The following is an 18,529-nucleotide window of genomic DNA, read 5'->3' on the forward strand; positions in this document are numbered from 1 at the left end:
TCTCATCTAGTGATTATGGCCTGAAGGTAACACCCGTTCCCATACCGAACACGAAGGTTAAGCTTCAATGCGCCGATGGTACTGCAGGGGTAACTTTGTGGAAGAGTAGGTCATCGCTAGGTAATGTTCCGCGATAGCTCAACGGTGGAGCGCTCGGCTGTTAACCGATAGGTTGAAGGTTCAAATCCTTTTCGCGGAGCCATTTTTTTATAATTTAATAATAAATTTAAGATATACAAAAGCTAATTATTAGCTTTTTTTATTTTGTGAAAAATTATACTGCTAAGTAAATGCAACGAATATTATATTAAGTGTGTATAAGAAATATGAGTGTTATTAGTAATTTATTTTTGTTTTGAAATATGTATTTAAGTACCAATAATTTTATATTATTGGTACTTTTATTTTTTATAATAAATACGGATATTTTACCCGAAATTACAGAACCTAATGTTAGTAATAGTAAAAAGGGGGAAATTAAATGTCTGAATACAAATTAGATATTCCTGGGGATATTAATTTAAGTGATTACAGTAGCATTCATGATTATATGGGAATGATTTCACAAAATGATAGATTTACAATTACTTCAAGAATGAAAAATTCTGATGAAATGAGAATACTTTGTGAAATGTTAGAAAATAATAGTTTTACTATTGTGACTCAAGGAGATACGGAAAATGGTGAATACTATATTACATCGCAAAAGGAAGGATAGCTATTATGTTATAATATTAATAAAACAAATTTATGATATTCATCAGGAGGTAAATTGAAATGAAAAATATATTATTTAATATAAATAGGAAGAATCTTTGGAAAAGTTTAGAACAAAACTCAATAACATTAATATTTGCAGGGGAGGCACCATATAAATCAGCGGATGAAACATATGCGTTCACTCCAAACAGAAATTTTTATTATTTAACAGGTATTGATAAGGATAAAATGATTTTAATGATAGTACAAAGAAATGGTAAAGTTGAAGAAACATTATTTGTAGAGAAAAGTGACCCCGTATTGGCTAGGTGGGTAGGGGAGAAAATGGCTAAAGAAGAGGCAAAAGAAATTTCTGGCATAGAAAATATTGAGTTTTTGGATAATTTTAAAGATTTATTTAATGGCATTTTAGAAAAAACAAAAATTGAGAATTTATATTTGGATCTTGAAAGACAAGGGTTTGATATATCAATGTCTACATCACAAATTTTTGTGAAAGTAGTAACGCAGAGATACCCTTATTTAAGGGTACAAAATATATACCATGAAATAGTTAGTCTTAGACTTATTAAATCAGAAGAAGAAATAAAATTAATAAGGCAAGCTATAGATATTACGGATATGGGTGTAAGACAACTAATGAAAAATGCCAAAGTCGGTATGAAGGAATATCAATTAGAGGCTTACTTTGATTTTTCATTGAAAAGTAATGGTGTAACAGATTATGCTTTTCATACCATTGCAGCTGGTGGTAAGAATGCAACAATACTTCATTATGTAAAAAACGATAGTGAACTTCAGGATAGTGAATTAGTGTTGTTTGATTTGGGAGCTCAATATAAATATTACAATGCGGATATAAGCCGTACATTCCCTGTTAATGGTAAATATACAGAAAGACAAAAGGAAATTTATAACGTGGTATTAAAAGCACAAGAAGCGGTAATAGCAATCGCAAAACCTGGTATATTGTTCTCAGTTTTAAATGAAACAGCAAAAGAGGTACTTGCAGCTGGATGTATACAGTTAGGTCTTATTAAAGAACCTAGTGAATTATCTAAATACTATTTCCATGGGGTAAGTCATTATTTAGGATTAGATACTCATGATGTAGGAAATCGAGACATAAAATTAAAGACTGGTATGATATTCACTAATGAACCAGGACTTTACATAAAAGAAGAAAATATTGGGATTAGAATTGAAGATGATATATTAATTACAAAAGATGGATGTGAAAATCTTTCAAAACAAATAATTAAGACTGTAGATGAAATTGAAGCATTTATGGCGAAGTAAATTTATATAAATGATTAAATTTGAATAATTAGTAATTTTAGAATTACTATTTATTTTTAGAGCTAATAAATAATGCATTATTAGAGTTCAATAATATTACATAGGTAGTTCACTATTTTGCAGTATGTACATAAAATTAGGAATATTATAAATTTAAATGTAAAAAAATATATTACGAAAATCATAATACAAACAAGGAATAAAAATTGTTTTATAGAATAGTAAATATATAGAACAATATAATTAAGATTTTATATACAAGTATGAGTTTATAAAAAGGGTGAAAAAATTTATAATAGGGGGAACCAAATGATTAAAAATAAGAATAATATTGTACAGTTACTAGATGAAATTAGAAGGTTCACATATTTTAAAGATAATACAGAAATAGATGTAGTTTTAAAAGAGAGTGAAAAAATTAATATTAGATGTTATGATGCTAAGTGTATAGTCATTAATTTTTTTGATTATGAAAAGGGAATTTCTATGTTGTATAAAGATAGAAAATATATAAATATGAAAATTTCTTAGTGAGTTAGCATATAAAAAAACAATTTAATATGGACATATCGAAAACATTTTGGTATAAAATGTTTTAGGTATGTCTTTTTTTATTAAATAATTACAGAATGCTATTATATCATGAAATAATAAGGATAAAATTGGGCATAATTAAAGTAATAAGAAAATTTATTGCAGGTGAGGTGTTTGAACATGATGTTTAATAAATTTACAGAAAGAGCACAAAAGGTTTTGGTGTATGCTCAAGAGGAAGCGCAACAATTAAAGCATGGTTATGTAGGAACAGAGCATATACTGTTAGGAATTCTAAGAGAACAAGATGGTGTATGTAAAAAGTCATTAAATAATATGAAAATTTCGTCGGTCGAGGTAAAAAAATTAGTAATAGAATATGAAGGTGAAGGCGACGTAGAAATGCGCAGAAATGAAATACCTCTGACTCCAAGAACAAAACGTCTATTAGAACTAAGTTTAATTGAAGCAAGAAATTTAAATCATAACTATATTAGCCCAGAACACATTTTGATCGCATTAATTAGAGAATCAGAAGGAGTTGCATATACAATATTAGCTAACTTAGGAGCAGACTTTAATATACTAAAAAATGATATATTAAATAATTGGTGTTCTGAGGGTAATCCAAAGGGAAGTATATCAAAAGAAAAACAAAACCATAGTACGCCCACATTAGATCATTTTGGAAAAGACTTAACTGAAATGGCGAAAGAAGGCAAACTTGACCCTGTTATAGGAAGAGATAATGAAACACAAAGGCTTTTAGAAATTTTGTGCAGAAGAATGAAGAATAATCCGTGCCTTATAGGGGAGCCAGGTGTAGGTAAGACCGCTATAGCAGAAGGACTAGCACAAAGAATAGCTTCCGGGAGTATCCCAGAAATTTTAAAAGATAAAAGAGTTATAACTTTAGATATATCTTCTATGGTTGCAGGTTCTAAATATAGAGGAGAGTTTGAGGAAAGGCTTAAAAAGGTAATGAAAGAAATACTAGTAGTGGGAAATGTGATTATATTTATAGATGAAATTCATACTATAATTGGAGCAGGAGGAGCCGAAGGAGCTATTGATGCATCTAATATATTGAAACCAGCACTTGCTCGTGGGGAAATACAATGTATAGGCGCAACAACTATAGACGAATATAGAAAGCACATTGAAAAAGATACAGCACTCGAGAGAAGGTTTCAACCTATTATGGTAGGAGAACCAAGTAAACAAGAGGCTGTTGAAATATTAAAAGGACTAAGGGACAAGTATGAGGCACATCATAGAGTTAAGATCACTGATGGTGCCATAGAGGCTGCTGTTAGTCTGTCACATAGGTATATATCTGATAGATATTTACCTGATAAAGCAATAGATCTTATAGATGAGGCGGGGGCAAAAGTTAGAATTCAAAATTTGACTACTCCGGCAAATCTTAAAAATTTAGAAGATGAAATAGATAAAATTTCTAAAGAAAAATTAGATGCTATATCAGTACAGGATTTTGAGAAGGCAGCTAAAATAAGAGATACCGAAAAAAACTTAAAAGATAAATTATATAATTCTAAAAACAGCTGGAAAACACAAAATCAAGCGGATGAACTAATAGTTTCAGAAACTGAAATTGCTAATGTTGTATCAAGATGGATTAACATTCCAATAGAAAAATTGACACAAAAGGAATCTGAAAGATTATTAAAATTGGAGAAGATACTACACGAGAAAGTGATAGGTCAATATGAAGCGGTTAAATCTATTTCAAGTGCAATAAGACGTGCAAGAGTAGGGTTAAAGGATCCTAAAAGACCGATAGGCTCTTTTATATTTTTAGGGCCAACTGGGGTAGGAAAAACAGAGTTGTCAAAAGCTTTAGCAGAGGCTATGTTTGGTGATGAAAATAACATGATAAGAATAGATATGTCAGAATATATGGATAAGCATACGGTTTCGAGACTTATGGGTTCCCCGCCAGGATATATTGGATTTGATGAAGGGGGACAACTAACAGAAAAAGTGAGAAGAAACCCATATTCAGTTGTTCTTTTCGATGAAATTGAAAAAGCTCATCCTGATGTAGTTAACATTTTATTGCAAATATTAGAAGACGGAAGGTTAACTGATGGGAAAGGTAAAACAATAGACTTTAAAAATACAGTAATTATAATGACATCTAATGTTGGCGCGTCTACTCTTAAAAAACAAAGGTCTCTAGGGTTTGATATAAAGGAAAACGGTGTGAGTTCTGAATATGAAAAGATGAAAGAGAATATAATGGAAGAGTTAAAACTTTCATTTAGACCAGAGTTCTTAAATAGAATAGATGATATTATTGTATTTCATTCACTAGAACAGGATGATTTATATAAAATAGTAGAGTTAATGCTTAAAGTTGTGAAGGAGCGTCTTGAAGATATTAAAATTAATATTAGTTTTGACAATGAAACTAAGAAATATTTAGCTAAGTCGGGATTTAACAGCAATTATGGAGCAAGACCATTAAGGCGAGAAATAACTAAAGTTATAGAAGATAAGTTGTCTGAAGAAATACTGAGGGGTAATATTAATAAAGGTGATAATGTAAGTGTTCTTATGAAAAATGATAAATTGATTTTTAAGGTTTTACATATTTAATGTTGTTTATATAGATTAAAAAGTATATAATTATACTAAGACAATTTTTTTAAAAACCACTCTAGAGTGGTTTTTTAATTTATAGAAAATATAATTTATTTTGATATAGAACTTTAATTTATAATTTATAATTTATTAAGTAGGGAGAAAAGGATGAGAGAAGAAAAAAGTAAGGAACTTATGAGTATATTGAAAATACTGGCACCTGGTACTTCGCTTAGAGAAGGACTTGAAAATATTCTTAGAGCTAAAACTGGTGGACTTATCGTTTTAGGAAATGGTAAGGAAGTATTAGATATTGTAGATGGTGGATTTGGAATAAATGCGGACTATAGTCCTGCTTATATATATGAGTTAGCAAAGATGGACGGAGCTATAGTAATAAGTAGTGATTTGAAAAAAATATTATATGCTAATACTCAGCTTATGCCAAGTTCTACAATTCCAACTTATGAAACTGGAACAAGGCATAGAACAGCGCAAAGAATAGCTAAGCAAACAGGGTATGTGGTTGTTGCAATATCACAAAGAAGAACTATTATAACTGTTTACAAAGATGATATAAAATATGTATTAAGAGATAGTAGTATTATTCTAGCAAAAGCTAACCAAGCTATCCAAACATTAGAAAAATATGTTTCAGTGCTTGAGCGAGTAGTAAGTAATTTAAATCTTTTAGAATTTCAAGATTTAGCTACATTGTTTGATGTGATATCAGCAATACAAAGGACAGAGATGGTTATGAGAATAGTTGGAGAAATAGAAAGGCATATATGTGAGTTAGGCAATGAGGGTAGGCTAATTTCAATGCAATTAAATGAATTAATTAGAAGTGTTGAGGAAGATGGAATACTTTTAATAAGAGATTATTGTCAAAGTGGTATGAGTTATACTGATATGTATAGACAAATAGAAAATATGACTTCAGGTGAACTGATGGATTTAGATTTTATATCTAGAATTATTGGATATATAGGGGTTCCATTAGTTGATACTTTAATTTCTCCAAGAGGATATAGGATGCTAAATAAAATACCTAGAATACCTGTAAATGTTATTGAAAATCTAGTTAAGCACTTTAGAGAATTAAAAGCCACAATGGAAGCTTCTTATGAACAACTTGATAGTGTAGAGGGAATTGGAGAAGCAAGAGCTAAAGCTATTAAAAATGGGTTAAGAAGGTTAAAAGAGCAATTTATGCTAGACAAGCAAATATAGCACAAAATAAGGATTAACTTATCTTGTGCAATATTTGCTAGCGCATAGTATATTTGCCAAGTGTGCTAATTTTATCATATTCTTTTAAAAGAATATCATATAAATTCAAACCTAAAATATTACATAATGAAGTAATATAAAAAAGATTGTTCCCAAGTTCTTTTTCTAAGACCTCCCTACAGTTTTCACATAGAGCACCTTGTACAGGAGAATGTGAAGTGCCAGGGTCATCTAAATCTAAATCGTCTATATTAGGTGGTGTGTACATGTTTTTTTCTTCTAACTTAATACAGCCACAATTGGTAACAGATTTTGCAACAGCCCTATTGACTCTAGCATCAGATTCTTGCAGTTTAGTAATTACATCTAAAAGACTTCTATGCCGTAATAGGGATTCATCTACAGAATTTTGAAAATTATCAAATATACAATCTTTCATTAAGTTCAACTCCTTGTAAATATTTAATTAGTTACATTATAGGATTCAAATTACGGTTTTGTCAATAAACTAAGTACGCATTTCACCTTATGAATATATAATAAATCAACAGGAGTTTTATTAATAGGGGGAATAGTATGTTAAATGTTGGTGAAAAAATATTTATATCAGATTATGGTGCTGGATATGTAAAAGACATTGATGACAAAGTATCATCTAATACAAAATGTAAATATGTAAATATATATCTTTTATTAGACAACATGAATTTTATGATTCCAATAAATAAAATTGAAAATTATAGAGTAAGAAACATTTTAAATAAAGCAGAATTAGAGGTAATTTTGAATATAATAGGGAGTAATTCAGATTTCATTGAAAGAAATTGGAATAATAGATATAGAAGTAATAAGAAAAAAATTCAAAGTGGGAATACTTTGAAAATGTGTGAGGTAATTAGGGATTTATATTATTTACAAAAGAAAGATATGCTTCCGCCTGGAGAGATAAAGATTTTAGAAAGAGTTGAAGGAATGGTTGCTAGTGAAATAATGTTAGCTTTTGAACTTAACATGGAACAAGCATTATGTAAAATAAGGAGTTTAGTTTAATAAATTGTTGATTGTATGACATATTTTATTGAAATACAATCATTTATAGTATATATTAGATAATAACGGGATATAAATTCAAATAAGTGTTAATAATTTAAGAGGAGGTGAAATTTTTTGTTAAAAAAAATTTTTAGAGGACTTTTTACAATCATAGGACTAATTTTAGGGTATATAATAGGTGGAATACTTCTAAGCACAAGTTATTTAGCAGGGTTTAGTTATTTTAAAGAGGGGACAATTCAAGGAATAATATTCATCATTTTTTCTACTTTGATTTTTGGGGTTATTATATTTTTGCTATCTCCTATACTAGTGTCTTTTATAATGAAATTCATGGATTATGTGGTAAAAAGCACACAAAAAATGCCAACATCACAAATTGTTTTTGGTACAGGTGGAGCGATAATAGGGCTTGTAATTGCATCTTTATTTGCAGGGTTATTTAATTATAGATCGCCTTTATGGACTATTATTGTGATTATTTTTACAGTTATAATGATAGCTTTAGGAGCAGATATTTGTGCCAGAAAAAGAGATGAAATATTAGCTTTCTTTACAAGTATCAAAAAAAGCAATGGATTTAAAGATAAGAAAGTTAAAGGGTTTACTAATGAAAATCCAAAAGTGCTAGATACATCGGTAATAATTGATGGTAGAATATTTGATATTTGTCAAACTGGCTTTGTTGAAGGACCATTAGTAATACCTACATTTGTATTAGAGGAACTTAGGCATATTGCGGATTCGTCAGATGGACTTAAGAGAAATAGAGGAAGACGAGGATTAGATATATTAAATAAAATACAAAAGGAATTAAATATTGAGGTTGAGATTTGGGAAAAAGATTTTCCTAACATTGCAGAAGTAGATAGCAAATTACTTAAATTAGCTCAGGTTTTGAATGGCAAAGTAATTACCAATGATTTTAACCTTAATAAGGTAGCTGAATTTCAAGGGGTACCGGTTTTGAATATTAATGAACTTGCGAACGCTGTAAAACCGGTAGTACTTCCGGGGGAAGAAATGAAAATACAAGTGATGAAAGATGGAAAGGAATCAGGTCAAGGAATAGCTTATTTGGATGATGGTACAATGATTGTTGTCGAAGGTGGACGAAAGTATATTGGTGAGAATATAGTTGTTATTGTAACATCAGTACTTCAGACGGCTGCAGGTAGAATGATTTTTGCTAAAAATAAGGATTCTTTAGTGAAAAGTTAGTTATAATATGTAAGAGAGGTTTTTTATGAGTAGAAACTGCGCCATAATTTTGGCAGCGGGTAAGGGAAAAAGGATGGGTGGATCTATTAATAAGCAATATTTAGATATTAAAGGATACCCAGTTTTATACTATACTTTAAGGAGTTTTTCAAAAAGCCCTTGTATAGATGAGATTATAGTAGTTGCTGCAGCGTCTGAAGTAGATTATTGCAATGAAAAAATAATTAAAAAATATAAGTTTGCAAAGGTGAAAAGTGTTGTTAGCGGTGGTAAAGAAAGACAACATTCTGTTTTAAATGGTTTAAAGGCTGTAAGAAATTGTGAAGTTGTACTTATTCATGATGGGGCTAGACCTTTTGTTAGCGAAGATATTATTAGAAATGCAATTTTTTATGCTAATTTATATGGAGCTGCGGCTTGCGGAGTACAACCTAAGGATACTATTAAGATTAAAGACTCTTCTGGGTTTTCTATAAAAACACCTAATAGAGAGATGCTCTTTTGTGTTCAAACTCCACAAGGTTTTAGGTATAACCTTATTTTAGAATGTCACGAAAAAATTAGTCGTGAGGGTATTAAAGTAACCGATGATACAATGGTGGTTGAACAATATGGTAATAAAGTATATCTTTATGAAGGTAGCTACGATAATATAAAGGTTACAACGCCAGAAGATTTAGACATAGCGATGCAAATATTGCAAAGAAATCACTGTTGACAGTATCAGATATAATGTGTATATTTATTAGTAACTATAAAATATCACATATAAACTAAATATTAAGTAATGATGAAGAATAGTAAAAACCATTATACAGAGAGAAAATACTAGGTTGAGAGATTTTCAAAGGTTTTGAACCTACTTTGGAGCTGTAGTAAAACTACCGGTAATATATACCGTTAACAAATAAGCACAAATTTAGGTGGTACCGCGATGAAATTCGCCCTAAAACAGGGCGAATTTTTGTTTTTTTTGATGCTTTTATTTTAAAATAGTTATATATAAAAAATAAATCTAATAATAGGAGTGTCTAATATTAAAAAAGGAGATTAATCATGGAGTTTAATATGCTAAAGGGCAAATTCACAGTGGCGCAAGTTAGACAGTTAAATCCACTAGTTCTTGCAATAGTTGGAGATGCAATTTATGAGGTGTTTATCAGATCTTACCTTGTAGAAAAAAATAGAGATATGAATGCACATAAAATTCATGTTAAGGCGGTTTCGTATGTAAAAGCGCATGCACAAAGCGAGTTTATGAAAGTTTTGATAACAAATTTAGACGAAGAGGAACTAGGTATTTTTAAAAGAGCTAGAAATTCTAAAAGTGGTTCAACGCCTAAAAATGCAGATTTAAATGAATATAAGTGGGCTACAGGCTTTGAAGCTTTAGTAGGTTTTTTATACTTAAGTGAGAAGAATGAAAGGTTAAATGATATTTTCGAGAAAATTATAAATCTTGATTTGGGAGATGAATAATTATGCTCAAGGTTAAATTAATAGAACATACACCGAATCCTGAAAAAATTATAGCTGCAGCAGCTAAACTTTGTTATAGTCAAGTAGGAATTGATGAAATATTAGAAAATTTAGATCAAGAAAAAACAAAAAAATTTATCAATACTTTAATGAATTATGGTCATCATTCACCGATAGAGCATGTGAGCTTTACTTTTGCAGTTGAGGGGATATCTAGAAGTTTGACCCATCAATTAGTTAGACATAGGGTAGCATCATATTCTCAACAGAGTCAGAGATACGTACAGCTTAAACAATTTGAATACATAATTCCACCTAATGTTGAGAAAGATGAGCAGGCAAAGGAAATTTTCATAAAATCCATGAAGCGGATTCAAGAAGAGTACAACCAATTAGTTGAGATATTATCAAGAAATGAATTAGCTAATTCTATAGTGGAATATTTAAAGGTTGAAAAACTTATAAAGGCTGAAGATATTGAAAAAAAACAATACTTAGTGCTTAAAAGCAAAGCGGAGAAAAAAGCTATCGAAGACGCACGGTATGTATTCCCAAATGCTTGCGAGACTAAAATAATAGCTACTATGAATGCTAGAGAGTTAATGCATTTTTTTAATCAGAGGTGTTGCACAAGAGCTCAGTGGGAAATACGCCAAATGGCTAAAACAATGTTGATGCAGGCTAGGGAAGTCGCACCATCAATTTTTAGATATGCAGGGCCAAGTTGTGTTAGTGGGCATTGTCCTGAGGGAAAAATGTGTTGTGGAAAGACATTGGAAGTAAGAAAAGAATACGAGATGAAATAGATGAAATAAATGAAATGGAGAGGTATTCAAAATGAGTGATAACAAAAAATATCAAGGAAACAAAGGAAACAAAGGATTTGAAAGTAGCAGAGAAGAAAGAACAGGATTTGAATCTAAAAAAGTTAGAACTAGCGAAAAGGGTGGAAAAGTAAGTAGAGGATTTACAAGTAGTAATGAAGAAAAAAGCGGAACAATGCCTAGAAGAAATAGAACGGGCGACCAAGGTGGTAAGGAAAGTAGAGAATTTACAAGTAATAAAGAAGATAAAAACAAGGTGATTAATAGAGGAACTAGGAAAAATGAAGAGAAGGCAGTAAAAAATAAGTTCACTAGGGTAAAATCTGAAATAAAGCCTAAGAGTAGTAACGCAAGTGGAGAAGGTGAAGCTAAAATTATTAGAGAAGATTTAATTGAAGGAAGAAATGCAGTTATAGAAGCGCTAAAATCGGATAGAACTGTAGAATACATTCTTATTGCTAAGGGCGATTTAGTAGGATCCATAAGCGTGGTAATGGCACTAGCTAAAGAAAAGGGAATTGTTACAAAGGAAGTAGATAGAAGAAAGTTAGATGAAATGTCACAAACTTCTTCACATCAAGGGGTAATCGCTGTAGTAACACCGTACAAATATTTTGAAATAAATGATATATTTAAAAATGCAGAGGAAAAAGGAGAAAAACCTTTTATAATTATACTAGATGAAATTGAAGATCCACATAATTTTGGGTCTATAATACGAACTGCTGAGGTATGTGGAGCTCATGGAATAATAATACCAAAGAGAAAAAATGTAGGAGCTACGCCTACGGTGTATAAAACATCTGCTGGTGCAATTGAACATGTGAAAATAGCAAAAGTAACTAATATAAATGTAGCTATAGAAGAAATAAAAAAACGTGGAGTATGGGTTTACGGTGCTGATATGGATGCGGAAGATTATATTTTCAATACTGATTTAACTGGAGCTGTAGCACTTGTTATTGGAAGTGAAGGTAGAGGTATTGCAAAACTTACAAAAGAAAAATGTGATGTTTTAGTGAAAATACCAATGGTAGGGAAAATAACATCTTTAAATGCCTCTGTTGCAGCTGGTATAATAATGTATGAAACTATGAAACAAAAAATTAGATGAGGTAAAAAGTGAGAACACTTTTTGTTGATGGGTATAATGTTATTAATAGTTGGCCAAGTCTTAAAAAGGTTAAAGAATATAGTTATGAATCTTCAAGGCTTCAGCTTATAGGTATACTTCAAAACTACGTAGCATTTAATGGTTATAAAATGTTTATAGTCTTTGATGCACAATTAGTTAAGGGCAGTATTCAAAAAGAAGAGAGACAAGGGAACTTAGTTGTAGTTTTTACAAAAGAAGGAGAAACGGCAGATAGCTATATTGAAAGAATGGTCAATAACATAGGACGAAATATTGAAGTTTGCGTCATTACATCCGACTCTCTAGAGCAACAGATTGCATTCCAAAGGGGAGCTACTAGGATGTCTTCAATTGAATTTTATCATGAAGTAATCAGAACGCAAAAAAAGATTGAAACAGAGATCGAAAAAAAGTACTTGGAAAAAAGAAATTGGTTAGAAGAGAGAGTAGATGAAAAAACATTGGAAAAACTTGAGAAAATGAGAAGGGGCCGTTGAATTTTCTTGACTATATAAATTGCTCTGAGGTATAATCATCTATATGACACATGGTTGGTGTGGAGGGGATATTTGTTGGAAAAGATCATTAAAGCTAGCGTGAATACTTCAAGCTTTGAAGAAAGATTGGATGAGGAAGTTGTTATTGAAGCACAAATTAGCAATGTTCGTGCACAAGAATATTTAATTAATAAATACAAAAATTTTGTGAAAGCAAGGGCTAAGTCATATTTTTTGATTGGTGCAGATAAAGAAGATATTTACCAGGAAGGGATGATAGGTCTCTATAAGGCTATTAGAGATTTTAGGTCAGACAGATTATCTTCTTTTAGGGCTTTTGCAGAAATTTGTGTTACTAGGCAGATAATTACAGCAATAAAAACAGCTACTCGCCAAAAACACATTCCCCTTAATACTTATATATCCTTAAATAAACCAATATATGACGAGGAATCAGACAGAACATTGTTGGATGTGCTATCAGGTGCTAAAATAACTGATCCAGAAGAGTTGGTTATAAGTCGTGAGGAAGTAATAAGCATTCAAAATGAAATTGGTGAAGTATTATCGGAACTTGAGATGGAGGTGCTTATGTCATACTTAGATGGTAAATCTTATCAAGAAATTGCTTGCGATTTAGATAGGCATGCAAAGTCCATTGATAATGCTTTGCAAAGAGTTAAAAGAAAATTAGAAAAATGTCTAAGTAAAAGGTAAAAATGTATTGACAAAGAAAACAAACAATAGTAAAGTTAATAACTGGTGTATAGCTTTAAGTTGTACTTCAGCGGGAGTAGCTCAGTGGTAGAGCACCAGCTTCCCAAGTTGGGTGTCGCGGGTTCAAGCCCCGTTTCCCGCTCCAAAATTAAATGCCCATATAGCTCAGTCGGAAGAGCGTCACCTTGGTAAGGTGGAGGTCACCGGTTCAATCCCGGTTATGGGCTCCATAGCTATTAAGGTCCTGCAGTACACTAGGATAAGTTTACGAACGAAAAGGCGATATTATTTAAACGAGGAGGAATACAAAATGGCAAAGGCAAAGTTTGAAAGAACCAAACCACATGTAAATATAGGAACAATAGGGCACGTAGATCACGGCAAGACAACATTAACAGCTGCAATAACTGCTGTACTTGCAACTAAAGGATTAGCAGAAGCATCTAGATTTGACCAAATTGATAAAGCACCAGAGGAAAGAGAAAGAGGAATAACAATTAACACATCACATGTTGAATATGAAACAGAAAATAGACATTATGCACATGTTGATTGCCCAGGACATGCAGATTATGTAAAGAACATGATTACAGGAGCAGCACAAATGGATGGAGCAATCCTAGTTGTTAGTGCAGCAGATGGTCCAATGCCTCAAACAAGAGAACATATATTACTTGCAAGCAGAGTTGGAGTAGGTTATATAGTAGTATTCTTGAACAAAGCAGATATGGTTGATGATCCAGAATTATTAGAATTAGTTGAAATGGAAGTAAGAGAATTATTAAGTGAGTATGACTTCCCTGGTGATGATATTCCAATTATAACAGGATCAGCATTAAAAGCATTAGAAAGTCCAACAGACCCAGAAGCAACAAAATGTATATATGAATTAATGGAAGCTGTAGATACTTACATTCCAACACCAGCAAGAGCAACAGATAAACCATTCTTAATGCCAGTTGAGGATGTATTCACAATCACAGGTAGAGGAACAGTTGCTACAGGAAGAGTTGAAACTGGGATACTTAAGGTTGGAGAAGAAGTAGAAATAGTTGGACTTAGCGAAGAAAAAAGAAAAGTTGTATGTACCGGAGTTGAAATGTTTAGAAAACTTCTAGATCAAGCAATGGCTGGAGACAACATTGGAGCGTTATTAAGAGGAGTACAAAGAGCAGACATTGAAAGAGGTCAAGTACTTGCAAAACCAGGTTCAATACATCCACATTCAAAATTTGTAGGTCAAGTATATGTACTTAAAAAAGAAGAAGGCGGAAGACATACACCATTCTTCGACGGATACAGACCACAATTTTATTTTAGAACTACAGATGTAACAGGATCAATCAAATTACCAGACGGAATGGAAATGGTAATGCCAGGAGACCACATAGATATGAATGTAGAATTAATTACTCAAGTAGCAATGGATGAGGGATTAAGATTTGCAATCAGAGAAGGTGGAAGAACAGTAGGTTCTGGAGTTGTTACTTCAATAGTTAAATAGTAAGTATAAGTGTTCGGCATAAGGTAAAAAAATGACTTATGCCGAGTTCTTACAAAATATAAGATGGTACTGAATTATTGGTGTTAGAAACGTTTATTGAAAAGCACTTCTAACTAATCCATTGACATATGTACTAATTTGTGATAGATTGTTTAAGTAAAATAAAAATGCTAAAGATAGCTTAGAGCTTAATAAGCATGAGTTTTCTGAAATAGATGAAAAATCGGGAGGTGTAGATTGTGAGAGTAAAAGTAACTCTAGCTTGTAATGATTGCAAACAGAGAAATTACAATACAATGAAAAACAAAAAAAATAACCCAGATAGAATAGAAATGAAGAAATACTGTAAGTTCTGCCACAAACATACACTTCATAAAGAAACAAAATAATATAGCATAAACACAAAAACAGTGGGGATGTGAATAATATGGCTGTTACTGGGAATGTTAAATTAAAAGAAAAACCAAACAAAAAAGGTATAGCAAATTTTTTCAAGGAACTTAAGGCAGAAACAAAAAGAATAACTTGGCCTTCAAAACAAGATGTTAAAAAAGCAACTTATGCAGTGGCAAGTTTTACTTTACTTTTTGTAGTATTTGTGGGTTTGTTGGATTATGGGTTTAATAACCTCTATATGCTAATCTTTAAATAAGGTAAAGGAGGGAGGTAGGGGACGGAATTCTCCACCCCTTGAGCTATGGCAGATAAAGCTAAATGGTACGTTGTACATACATATTCTGGTTATGAGAATAAAGTTAAAGTCAACCTAGAAAAAGCAATTGAAAATAGGAATCTTGAAGAATATGTACATGATATTCAAGTTCCTATGGAAGAAGTAGTTGAAGTAAAGGATGGGAAACAAAAAATAACTTTAAAAAAAGTGTTTCCAGGTTATGTAATGGTTAAAATGCTTATGACAGATGAGTCTTGGTATATAGTTAGAAATACTAGAGGTGTAACTGGATTTGTAGGGCCTGGATCTAAACCAGTAGCTCTTACTGAGGATGAAGTTAGAACTATGGGAATTGCAGAAAAGACTATAGTTTCTGATTACGAAGTAGGCGAGAGCATACAAGTAACATTCGGACCACTAGAAGGATTTGTTGCTCTTATACAAGAAATTCATTTGGAAAAGCAAAAAATCAAAGCACTTATAAATATGTTTGGCAGGGAAACACCTGTTGAACTAGAATTTAATCAGATAGAAAAATTAGACTAGGTACTAAATAAAGCGAAAGTTTTATTAAGTGGGAGGATTTTAAATCCGATTACCACAATATGGGAGGTATAAATTCATGGCTAAGAAAATAACAGGGATGATAAAACTTCAACTTCCTGCAGGGAAAGCTACTCCGGCACCACCAGTTGGTCCAGCACTTGGACAACACGGTGTTAATATCATGGGATTCTGTAAAGAATTTAATGCAAAAACTTCTGATCAAGCAGGCATGATAATACCAGTAGTTATAACAGTATATCAAGATAGATCTTTTAGTTTTATACTAAAGACTCCACCAGCAGCTATACTATTAAAGAAAGCTGTTGGCTTAGAAAGTGGTTCTGGTGTTCCAAACAAAACCAAAATTGCTACAGTTTCTAAAGCTAAAGTAAAAGAAATAGCAGAACTTAAGATGCCAGATTTAAATGCAGCATCAATTGAATCTGCTATGAGTATGATAGCTGGAACAGCAAGAAGTATGGGAATAGTTGTAGAAGAATAATTTTGAATTAATTACGTGGGAGGTAAAAACCGTTATTACCACGAAGGAGGATACTATTATGGGAAAAAATTATAAAGAAAGCGCTAAACTTATAGATAAAAGTGCTTTATATACACCAACAGAAACTATGGACCTTGTAGTAAAAACATCTAAGGCTAAATTCGATGAAACAATAGAACTTGCTATCAGCCTTGGTGTTGATCCAAGACATGCAGATCAACAAGTTAGAGGTGCAGTAGTACTTCCTTATGGAACAGGTAAAAGTGTAAAAGTTTTAGTTTTTGCTAAAGGTGATAAAGCTAAGGAAGCAGAACTTGCAGGAGCAGATTTTGTTGGAACTGATGAATTAGTTGATAAAATTCAAAAAGAAAATTGGTTCGGATTTGATATAGTTGTTGCTACTCCAGATATGATGGGTGTTGTTGGTAAATTGGGTAGAGTGCTAGGACCTAAGGGTTTAATGCCAAATCCAAAATCAGGAACAGTTACATTTGATGTTACTAAAGCAATAAATGAAATCAAAGCTGGTAAGGTTGAGTATAGAGTTGATAAAACTTCTATAATTCATGTAGCTATTGGTAAAAAATCTTTCGGAGCTGAAAAATTGATTGCTAACTTTCATGCATTAATGGAAGCAGTAGTTAAAGCTAAACCATCAGCAGCTAAAGGACAATATTTAAAATCAGTTTCAGTTTCAAGTACTATGGGACCTGGAATAAAAGTAAATCAAGCTAAAGTTTTAGATTAGTATATACAAATAACTTTAAACGTGGTACAATGTTTAAAGTGAAATAAATGATATTCCGTAGATAGCAGGTGCGAAAGCGTAAAAGACAACATGCCTGCCGAGGATTCCAATAAATGTACTTGTGTACAGTTATTAGGTCTCTTCGCGTCTGCGGAGAGACTTTAATTTTCTTAAAAAGCAGTTAAAAACTGTTAGGAGGTGGATATACAGTGCTAAGTAATAATAGACAATTAAAAGAAGTAAAAGTGGCAGAAATAAAAGAAAAATTAGCAAAAGCTAAAGGTGTAGTACTTAGTCAATATCAAGGTCTTGATGTAGAAGAAGATACAGAGCTAAGAAAAAACCTTAGAGAAGCTGGGGTAGAATATAAAGTATATAAAAACACTTTAGTTATTCTAGCTGCTAAGGAATTAGGAATTGAAGGTATAGATACTTACTTACAAGGATCTATTTCATTAGCGTTTGGATACGAAGATGCAACTGTTGCTGCTAGAATTTTAAAGGAGTTTGCAAAAACTCACAAAAAATTAGAGCTTAAAGCAGCTTTAATCGAAGGTAAAATATTCGATAGCGCAGAAGTTAATGCTCTTGCATTAATACCATCAAGAGATGTTCTTATAGCAAAATTACTTGGAAGCTTCAAGGCTCCATTATCAAATCTTGCATATTTATTGAACTCAATTAAAGAGCAAAAGGAATCAGCACAATAATATTTTAAATATTACGTGACGATACATAGCTAACTAATTTAATTGTTTCAAATCACATCTTCTATGAGGGCAATGATGTCTTGTGTAGAGGCAAATACAAATATATATATGAAAAAAATTCGGAGGTGCATTTATAATGACAAGAGAAGATATTATTCAAGCTATAAAAGATATGAGTGTTTTAGAATTAAATGAACTAGTAAAAACTTGCGAAGAGGAATTTGGAGTAAGTGCTTCAGCACCAGTTGCTGCTGCAGGAGCTGCTTCAGCTGTCGCTGAAGAAAAAACTGAATTCGACGTAATACTTAAAGAAGTTGGACCTAACAAAATTAAGGTTATTAAAGTTGTTAGAGAATTAACTGGACTAGGACTTAAAGAAGCTAAAGATATAGTTGACGGAGCTCCAAAAACTATAAAAGAAGCTGTAAATAAAGATGATGCTGCGGCAATGAAAGCTAAACTTGAAGAAGTTGGCGGAGTTGCAGAAGTAAAATAATTTTATTATAAAAGAAGGGTACTTTTATATA

General features: G+C 31.8%; 22 protein-coding genes, 3 tRNA genes, 1 rRNA gene and 1 other annotated feature. Of the genes, 25 read left to right on the plus strand and 1 reads right to left on the minus strand.

Annotation, left to right across the window (positions count from 1 at the left end):
* Window positions 1-5 precede the first annotated feature (5 nt).
* The 7 genes from rrf to disA all read left to right on the plus strand — a co-directional run bounded on the left by rrf (window position 6) and on the right by disA (window position 6,393).
* Window positions 6-122: ribosomal RNA gene (gene rrf / locus KPL37_RS10350) — 5S ribosomal RNA — on the plus strand.
* A 5-nt stretch (window positions 123-127) separates the two neighbouring features.
* Window positions 128-202 (plus strand) — tRNA-Asn (locus KPL37_RS10355).
* A 279-nt stretch (window positions 203-481) separates the two neighbouring features.
* Window positions 482-718 carry a hypothetical protein gene (locus tag KPL37_RS10360; RefSeq protein ID WP_216149045.1) on the plus strand — a complete coding sequence of 79 codons (237 nt, stop codon included), beginning with the start codon at window positions 482-484 and terminating at the stop codon, window positions 716-718.
* Window positions 719-777: 59 nt separating this feature from the next.
* Window positions 778-2,019, plus strand: coding sequence for an aminopeptidase P family protein (locus tag KPL37_RS10365; RefSeq protein WP_216149047.1), 1,242 nt, complete (start codon window positions 778-780; stop codon window positions 2,017-2,019).
* A gap of 309 nt (window positions 2,020-2,328) precedes the next feature.
* On the plus strand, window positions 2,329-2,550 hold the full coding sequence (locus KPL37_RS10370; RefSeq protein ID WP_216149049.1) for a hypothetical protein: 222 nt from the start codon (window positions 2,329-2,331) through the stop codon (window positions 2,548-2,550).
* Between the two features lie 183 nt (window positions 2,551-2,733).
* Window positions 2,734-5,175: an ATP-dependent Clp protease ATP-binding subunit gene (locus tag KPL37_RS10375; RefSeq protein WP_216149051.1), complete on the plus strand. Its 2,442-nt coding sequence runs from the start codon at window positions 2,734-2,736 to the stop codon at window positions 5,173-5,175.
* A gap of 153 nt (window positions 5,176-5,328) precedes the next feature.
* Window positions 5,329-6,393, plus strand: a complete 1,065-nt coding sequence (gene disA / locus KPL37_RS10380) for a DNA integrity scanning diadenylate cyclase DisA (RefSeq protein WP_216149053.1) — start codon at window positions 5,329-5,331, stop codon at window positions 6,391-6,393.
* A gap of 37 nt (window positions 6,394-6,430) precedes the next feature.
* Here the strand turns inward: disA and KPL37_RS10385 are convergent, their stop codons facing one another.
* Complete coding sequence (locus tag KPL37_RS10385; RefSeq protein WP_216149055.1) at window positions 6,431-6,832, minus strand: nucleoside triphosphate pyrophosphohydrolase family protein; 402 nt, start codon at window positions 6,830-6,832, stop codon at window positions 6,431-6,433.
* Between the two features lie 137 nt (window positions 6,833-6,969).
* On the opposite strand from KPL37_RS10385, the gene KPL37_RS10390 reads away from it, so the two are divergent.
* From KPL37_RS10390 to rplL, 18 genes are all read left to right on the plus strand, one after another.
* The gene (locus KPL37_RS10390) at window positions 6,970-7,443 is read left to right on the plus strand and encodes a CarD family transcriptional regulator (protein WP_216149057.1); all 474 of its coding nucleotides are present in this window, start codon (window positions 6,970-6,972) and stop codon (window positions 7,441-7,443) included.
* Between the two features lie 117 nt (window positions 7,444-7,560).
* A complete protein-coding gene (locus tag KPL37_RS10395; protein WP_216149059.1) occupies window positions 7,561-8,667 on the plus strand; it encodes a PIN/TRAM domain-containing protein in 1,107 nt (368 codons plus the stop codon).
* Window positions 8,668-8,692: 25 nt separating this feature from the next.
* Complete coding sequence (ispD, locus tag KPL37_RS10400) at window positions 8,693-9,385, plus strand: 2-C-methyl-D-erythritol 4-phosphate cytidylyltransferase (protein WP_216149061.1); 693 nt, start codon at window positions 8,693-8,695, stop codon at window positions 9,383-9,385.
* Window positions 9,386-9,723: 338 nt separating this feature from the next.
* Window positions 9,724-10,146 (plus strand): Mini-ribonuclease 3, encoded by a 423-nt coding sequence (locus KPL37_RS10405; protein WP_216149063.1) that lies wholly within the window; start codon window positions 9,724-9,726, stop codon window positions 10,144-10,146.
* Between the two features lie 2 nt (window positions 10,147-10,148).
* Complete coding sequence (thyX, locus tag KPL37_RS10410) at window positions 10,149-10,952, plus strand: FAD-dependent thymidylate synthase (RefSeq protein WP_216149065.1); 804 nt, start codon at window positions 10,149-10,151, stop codon at window positions 10,950-10,952.
* 193 nt (window positions 10,953-11,145) lie between these two features.
* Window positions 11,146-12,084, plus strand: coding sequence for a 23S rRNA (guanosine(2251)-2'-O)-methyltransferase RlmB (rlmB, locus tag KPL37_RS10415; protein WP_216149150.1), 939 nt, complete (start codon window positions 11,146-11,148; stop codon window positions 12,082-12,084).
* Window positions 12,085-12,092: 8 nt separating this feature from the next.
* A complete protein-coding gene (locus tag KPL37_RS10420; protein ID WP_216149067.1) occupies window positions 12,093-12,602 on the plus strand; it encodes an NYN domain-containing protein in 510 nt (169 codons plus the stop codon).
* A gap of 75 nt (window positions 12,603-12,677) precedes the next feature.
* Window positions 12,678-13,319, plus strand: a complete 642-nt coding sequence (gene sigH, locus KPL37_RS10425) for an RNA polymerase sporulation sigma factor SigH (RefSeq protein ID WP_216149069.1) — start codon at window positions 12,678-12,680, stop codon at window positions 13,317-13,319.
* A 70-nt stretch (window positions 13,320-13,389) separates the two neighbouring features.
* Window positions 13,390-13,464, plus strand: a tRNA-Gly gene (locus KPL37_RS10430).
* Window positions 13,465-13,473: 9 nt separating this feature from the next.
* A tRNA-Thr gene (locus tag KPL37_RS10435) sits at window positions 13,474-13,549 on the plus strand.
* Between the two features lie 80 nt (window positions 13,550-13,629).
* Window positions 13,630-14,823: an elongation factor Tu gene (gene tuf, locus KPL37_RS10440; RefSeq protein ID WP_216149071.1), complete on the plus strand. Its 1,194-nt coding sequence runs from the start codon at window positions 13,630-13,632 to the stop codon at window positions 14,821-14,823.
* 239 nt (window positions 14,824-15,062) lie between these two features.
* Window positions 15,063-15,212, plus strand: a complete 150-nt coding sequence (gene rpmG / locus KPL37_RS10445) for a 50S ribosomal protein L33 (protein ID WP_071614647.1) — start codon at window positions 15,063-15,065, stop codon at window positions 15,210-15,212.
* Window positions 15,213-15,250: 38 nt separating this feature from the next.
* Window positions 15,251-15,475 (plus strand): preprotein translocase subunit SecE, encoded by a 225-nt coding sequence (gene secE, locus KPL37_RS10450; protein ID WP_216149073.1) that lies wholly within the window; start codon window positions 15,251-15,253, stop codon window positions 15,473-15,475.
* A gap of 45 nt (window positions 15,476-15,520) precedes the next feature.
* Window positions 15,521-16,042 carry a transcription termination/antitermination protein NusG gene (nusG, locus tag KPL37_RS10455; protein ID WP_216149075.1) on the plus strand — a complete coding sequence of 174 codons (522 nt, stop codon included), beginning with the start codon at window positions 15,521-15,523 and terminating at the stop codon, window positions 16,040-16,042.
* A 76-nt stretch (window positions 16,043-16,118) separates the two neighbouring features.
* A complete protein-coding gene (gene rplK / locus KPL37_RS10460; protein WP_216149077.1) occupies window positions 16,119-16,544 on the plus strand; it encodes a 50S ribosomal protein L11 in 426 nt (141 codons plus the stop codon).
* Between the two features lie 58 nt (window positions 16,545-16,602).
* The gene (rplA, locus tag KPL37_RS10465) at window positions 16,603-17,292 is read left to right on the plus strand and encodes a 50S ribosomal protein L1 (protein ID WP_216149080.1); all 690 of its coding nucleotides are present in this window, start codon (window positions 16,603-16,605) and stop codon (window positions 17,290-17,292) included.
* Window positions 17,293-17,329: 37 nt separating this feature from the next.
* Window positions 17,330-17,467, plus strand: a sequence feature (ribosomal protein L10 leader region).
* A gap of 34 nt (window positions 17,468-17,501) precedes the next feature.
* Complete coding sequence (gene rplJ, locus KPL37_RS10470) at window positions 17,502-18,002, plus strand: 50S ribosomal protein L10 (RefSeq protein WP_216149082.1); 501 nt, start codon at window positions 17,502-17,504, stop codon at window positions 18,000-18,002.
* A gap of 136 nt (window positions 18,003-18,138) precedes the next feature.
* Window positions 18,139-18,498, plus strand: coding sequence for a 50S ribosomal protein L7/L12 (gene rplL, locus KPL37_RS10475; RefSeq protein ID WP_216149083.1), 360 nt, complete (start codon window positions 18,139-18,141; stop codon window positions 18,496-18,498).
* Window positions 18,499-18,529 lie beyond the last annotated feature (31 nt).

It is taken from the genome of Clostridium frigoris (genome assembly GCF_018861865.1).
Classification (GTDB): Bacteria; Bacillota; Clostridia; order Clostridiales; family Clostridiaceae; genus Clostridium_AD; species Clostridium_AD frigoris.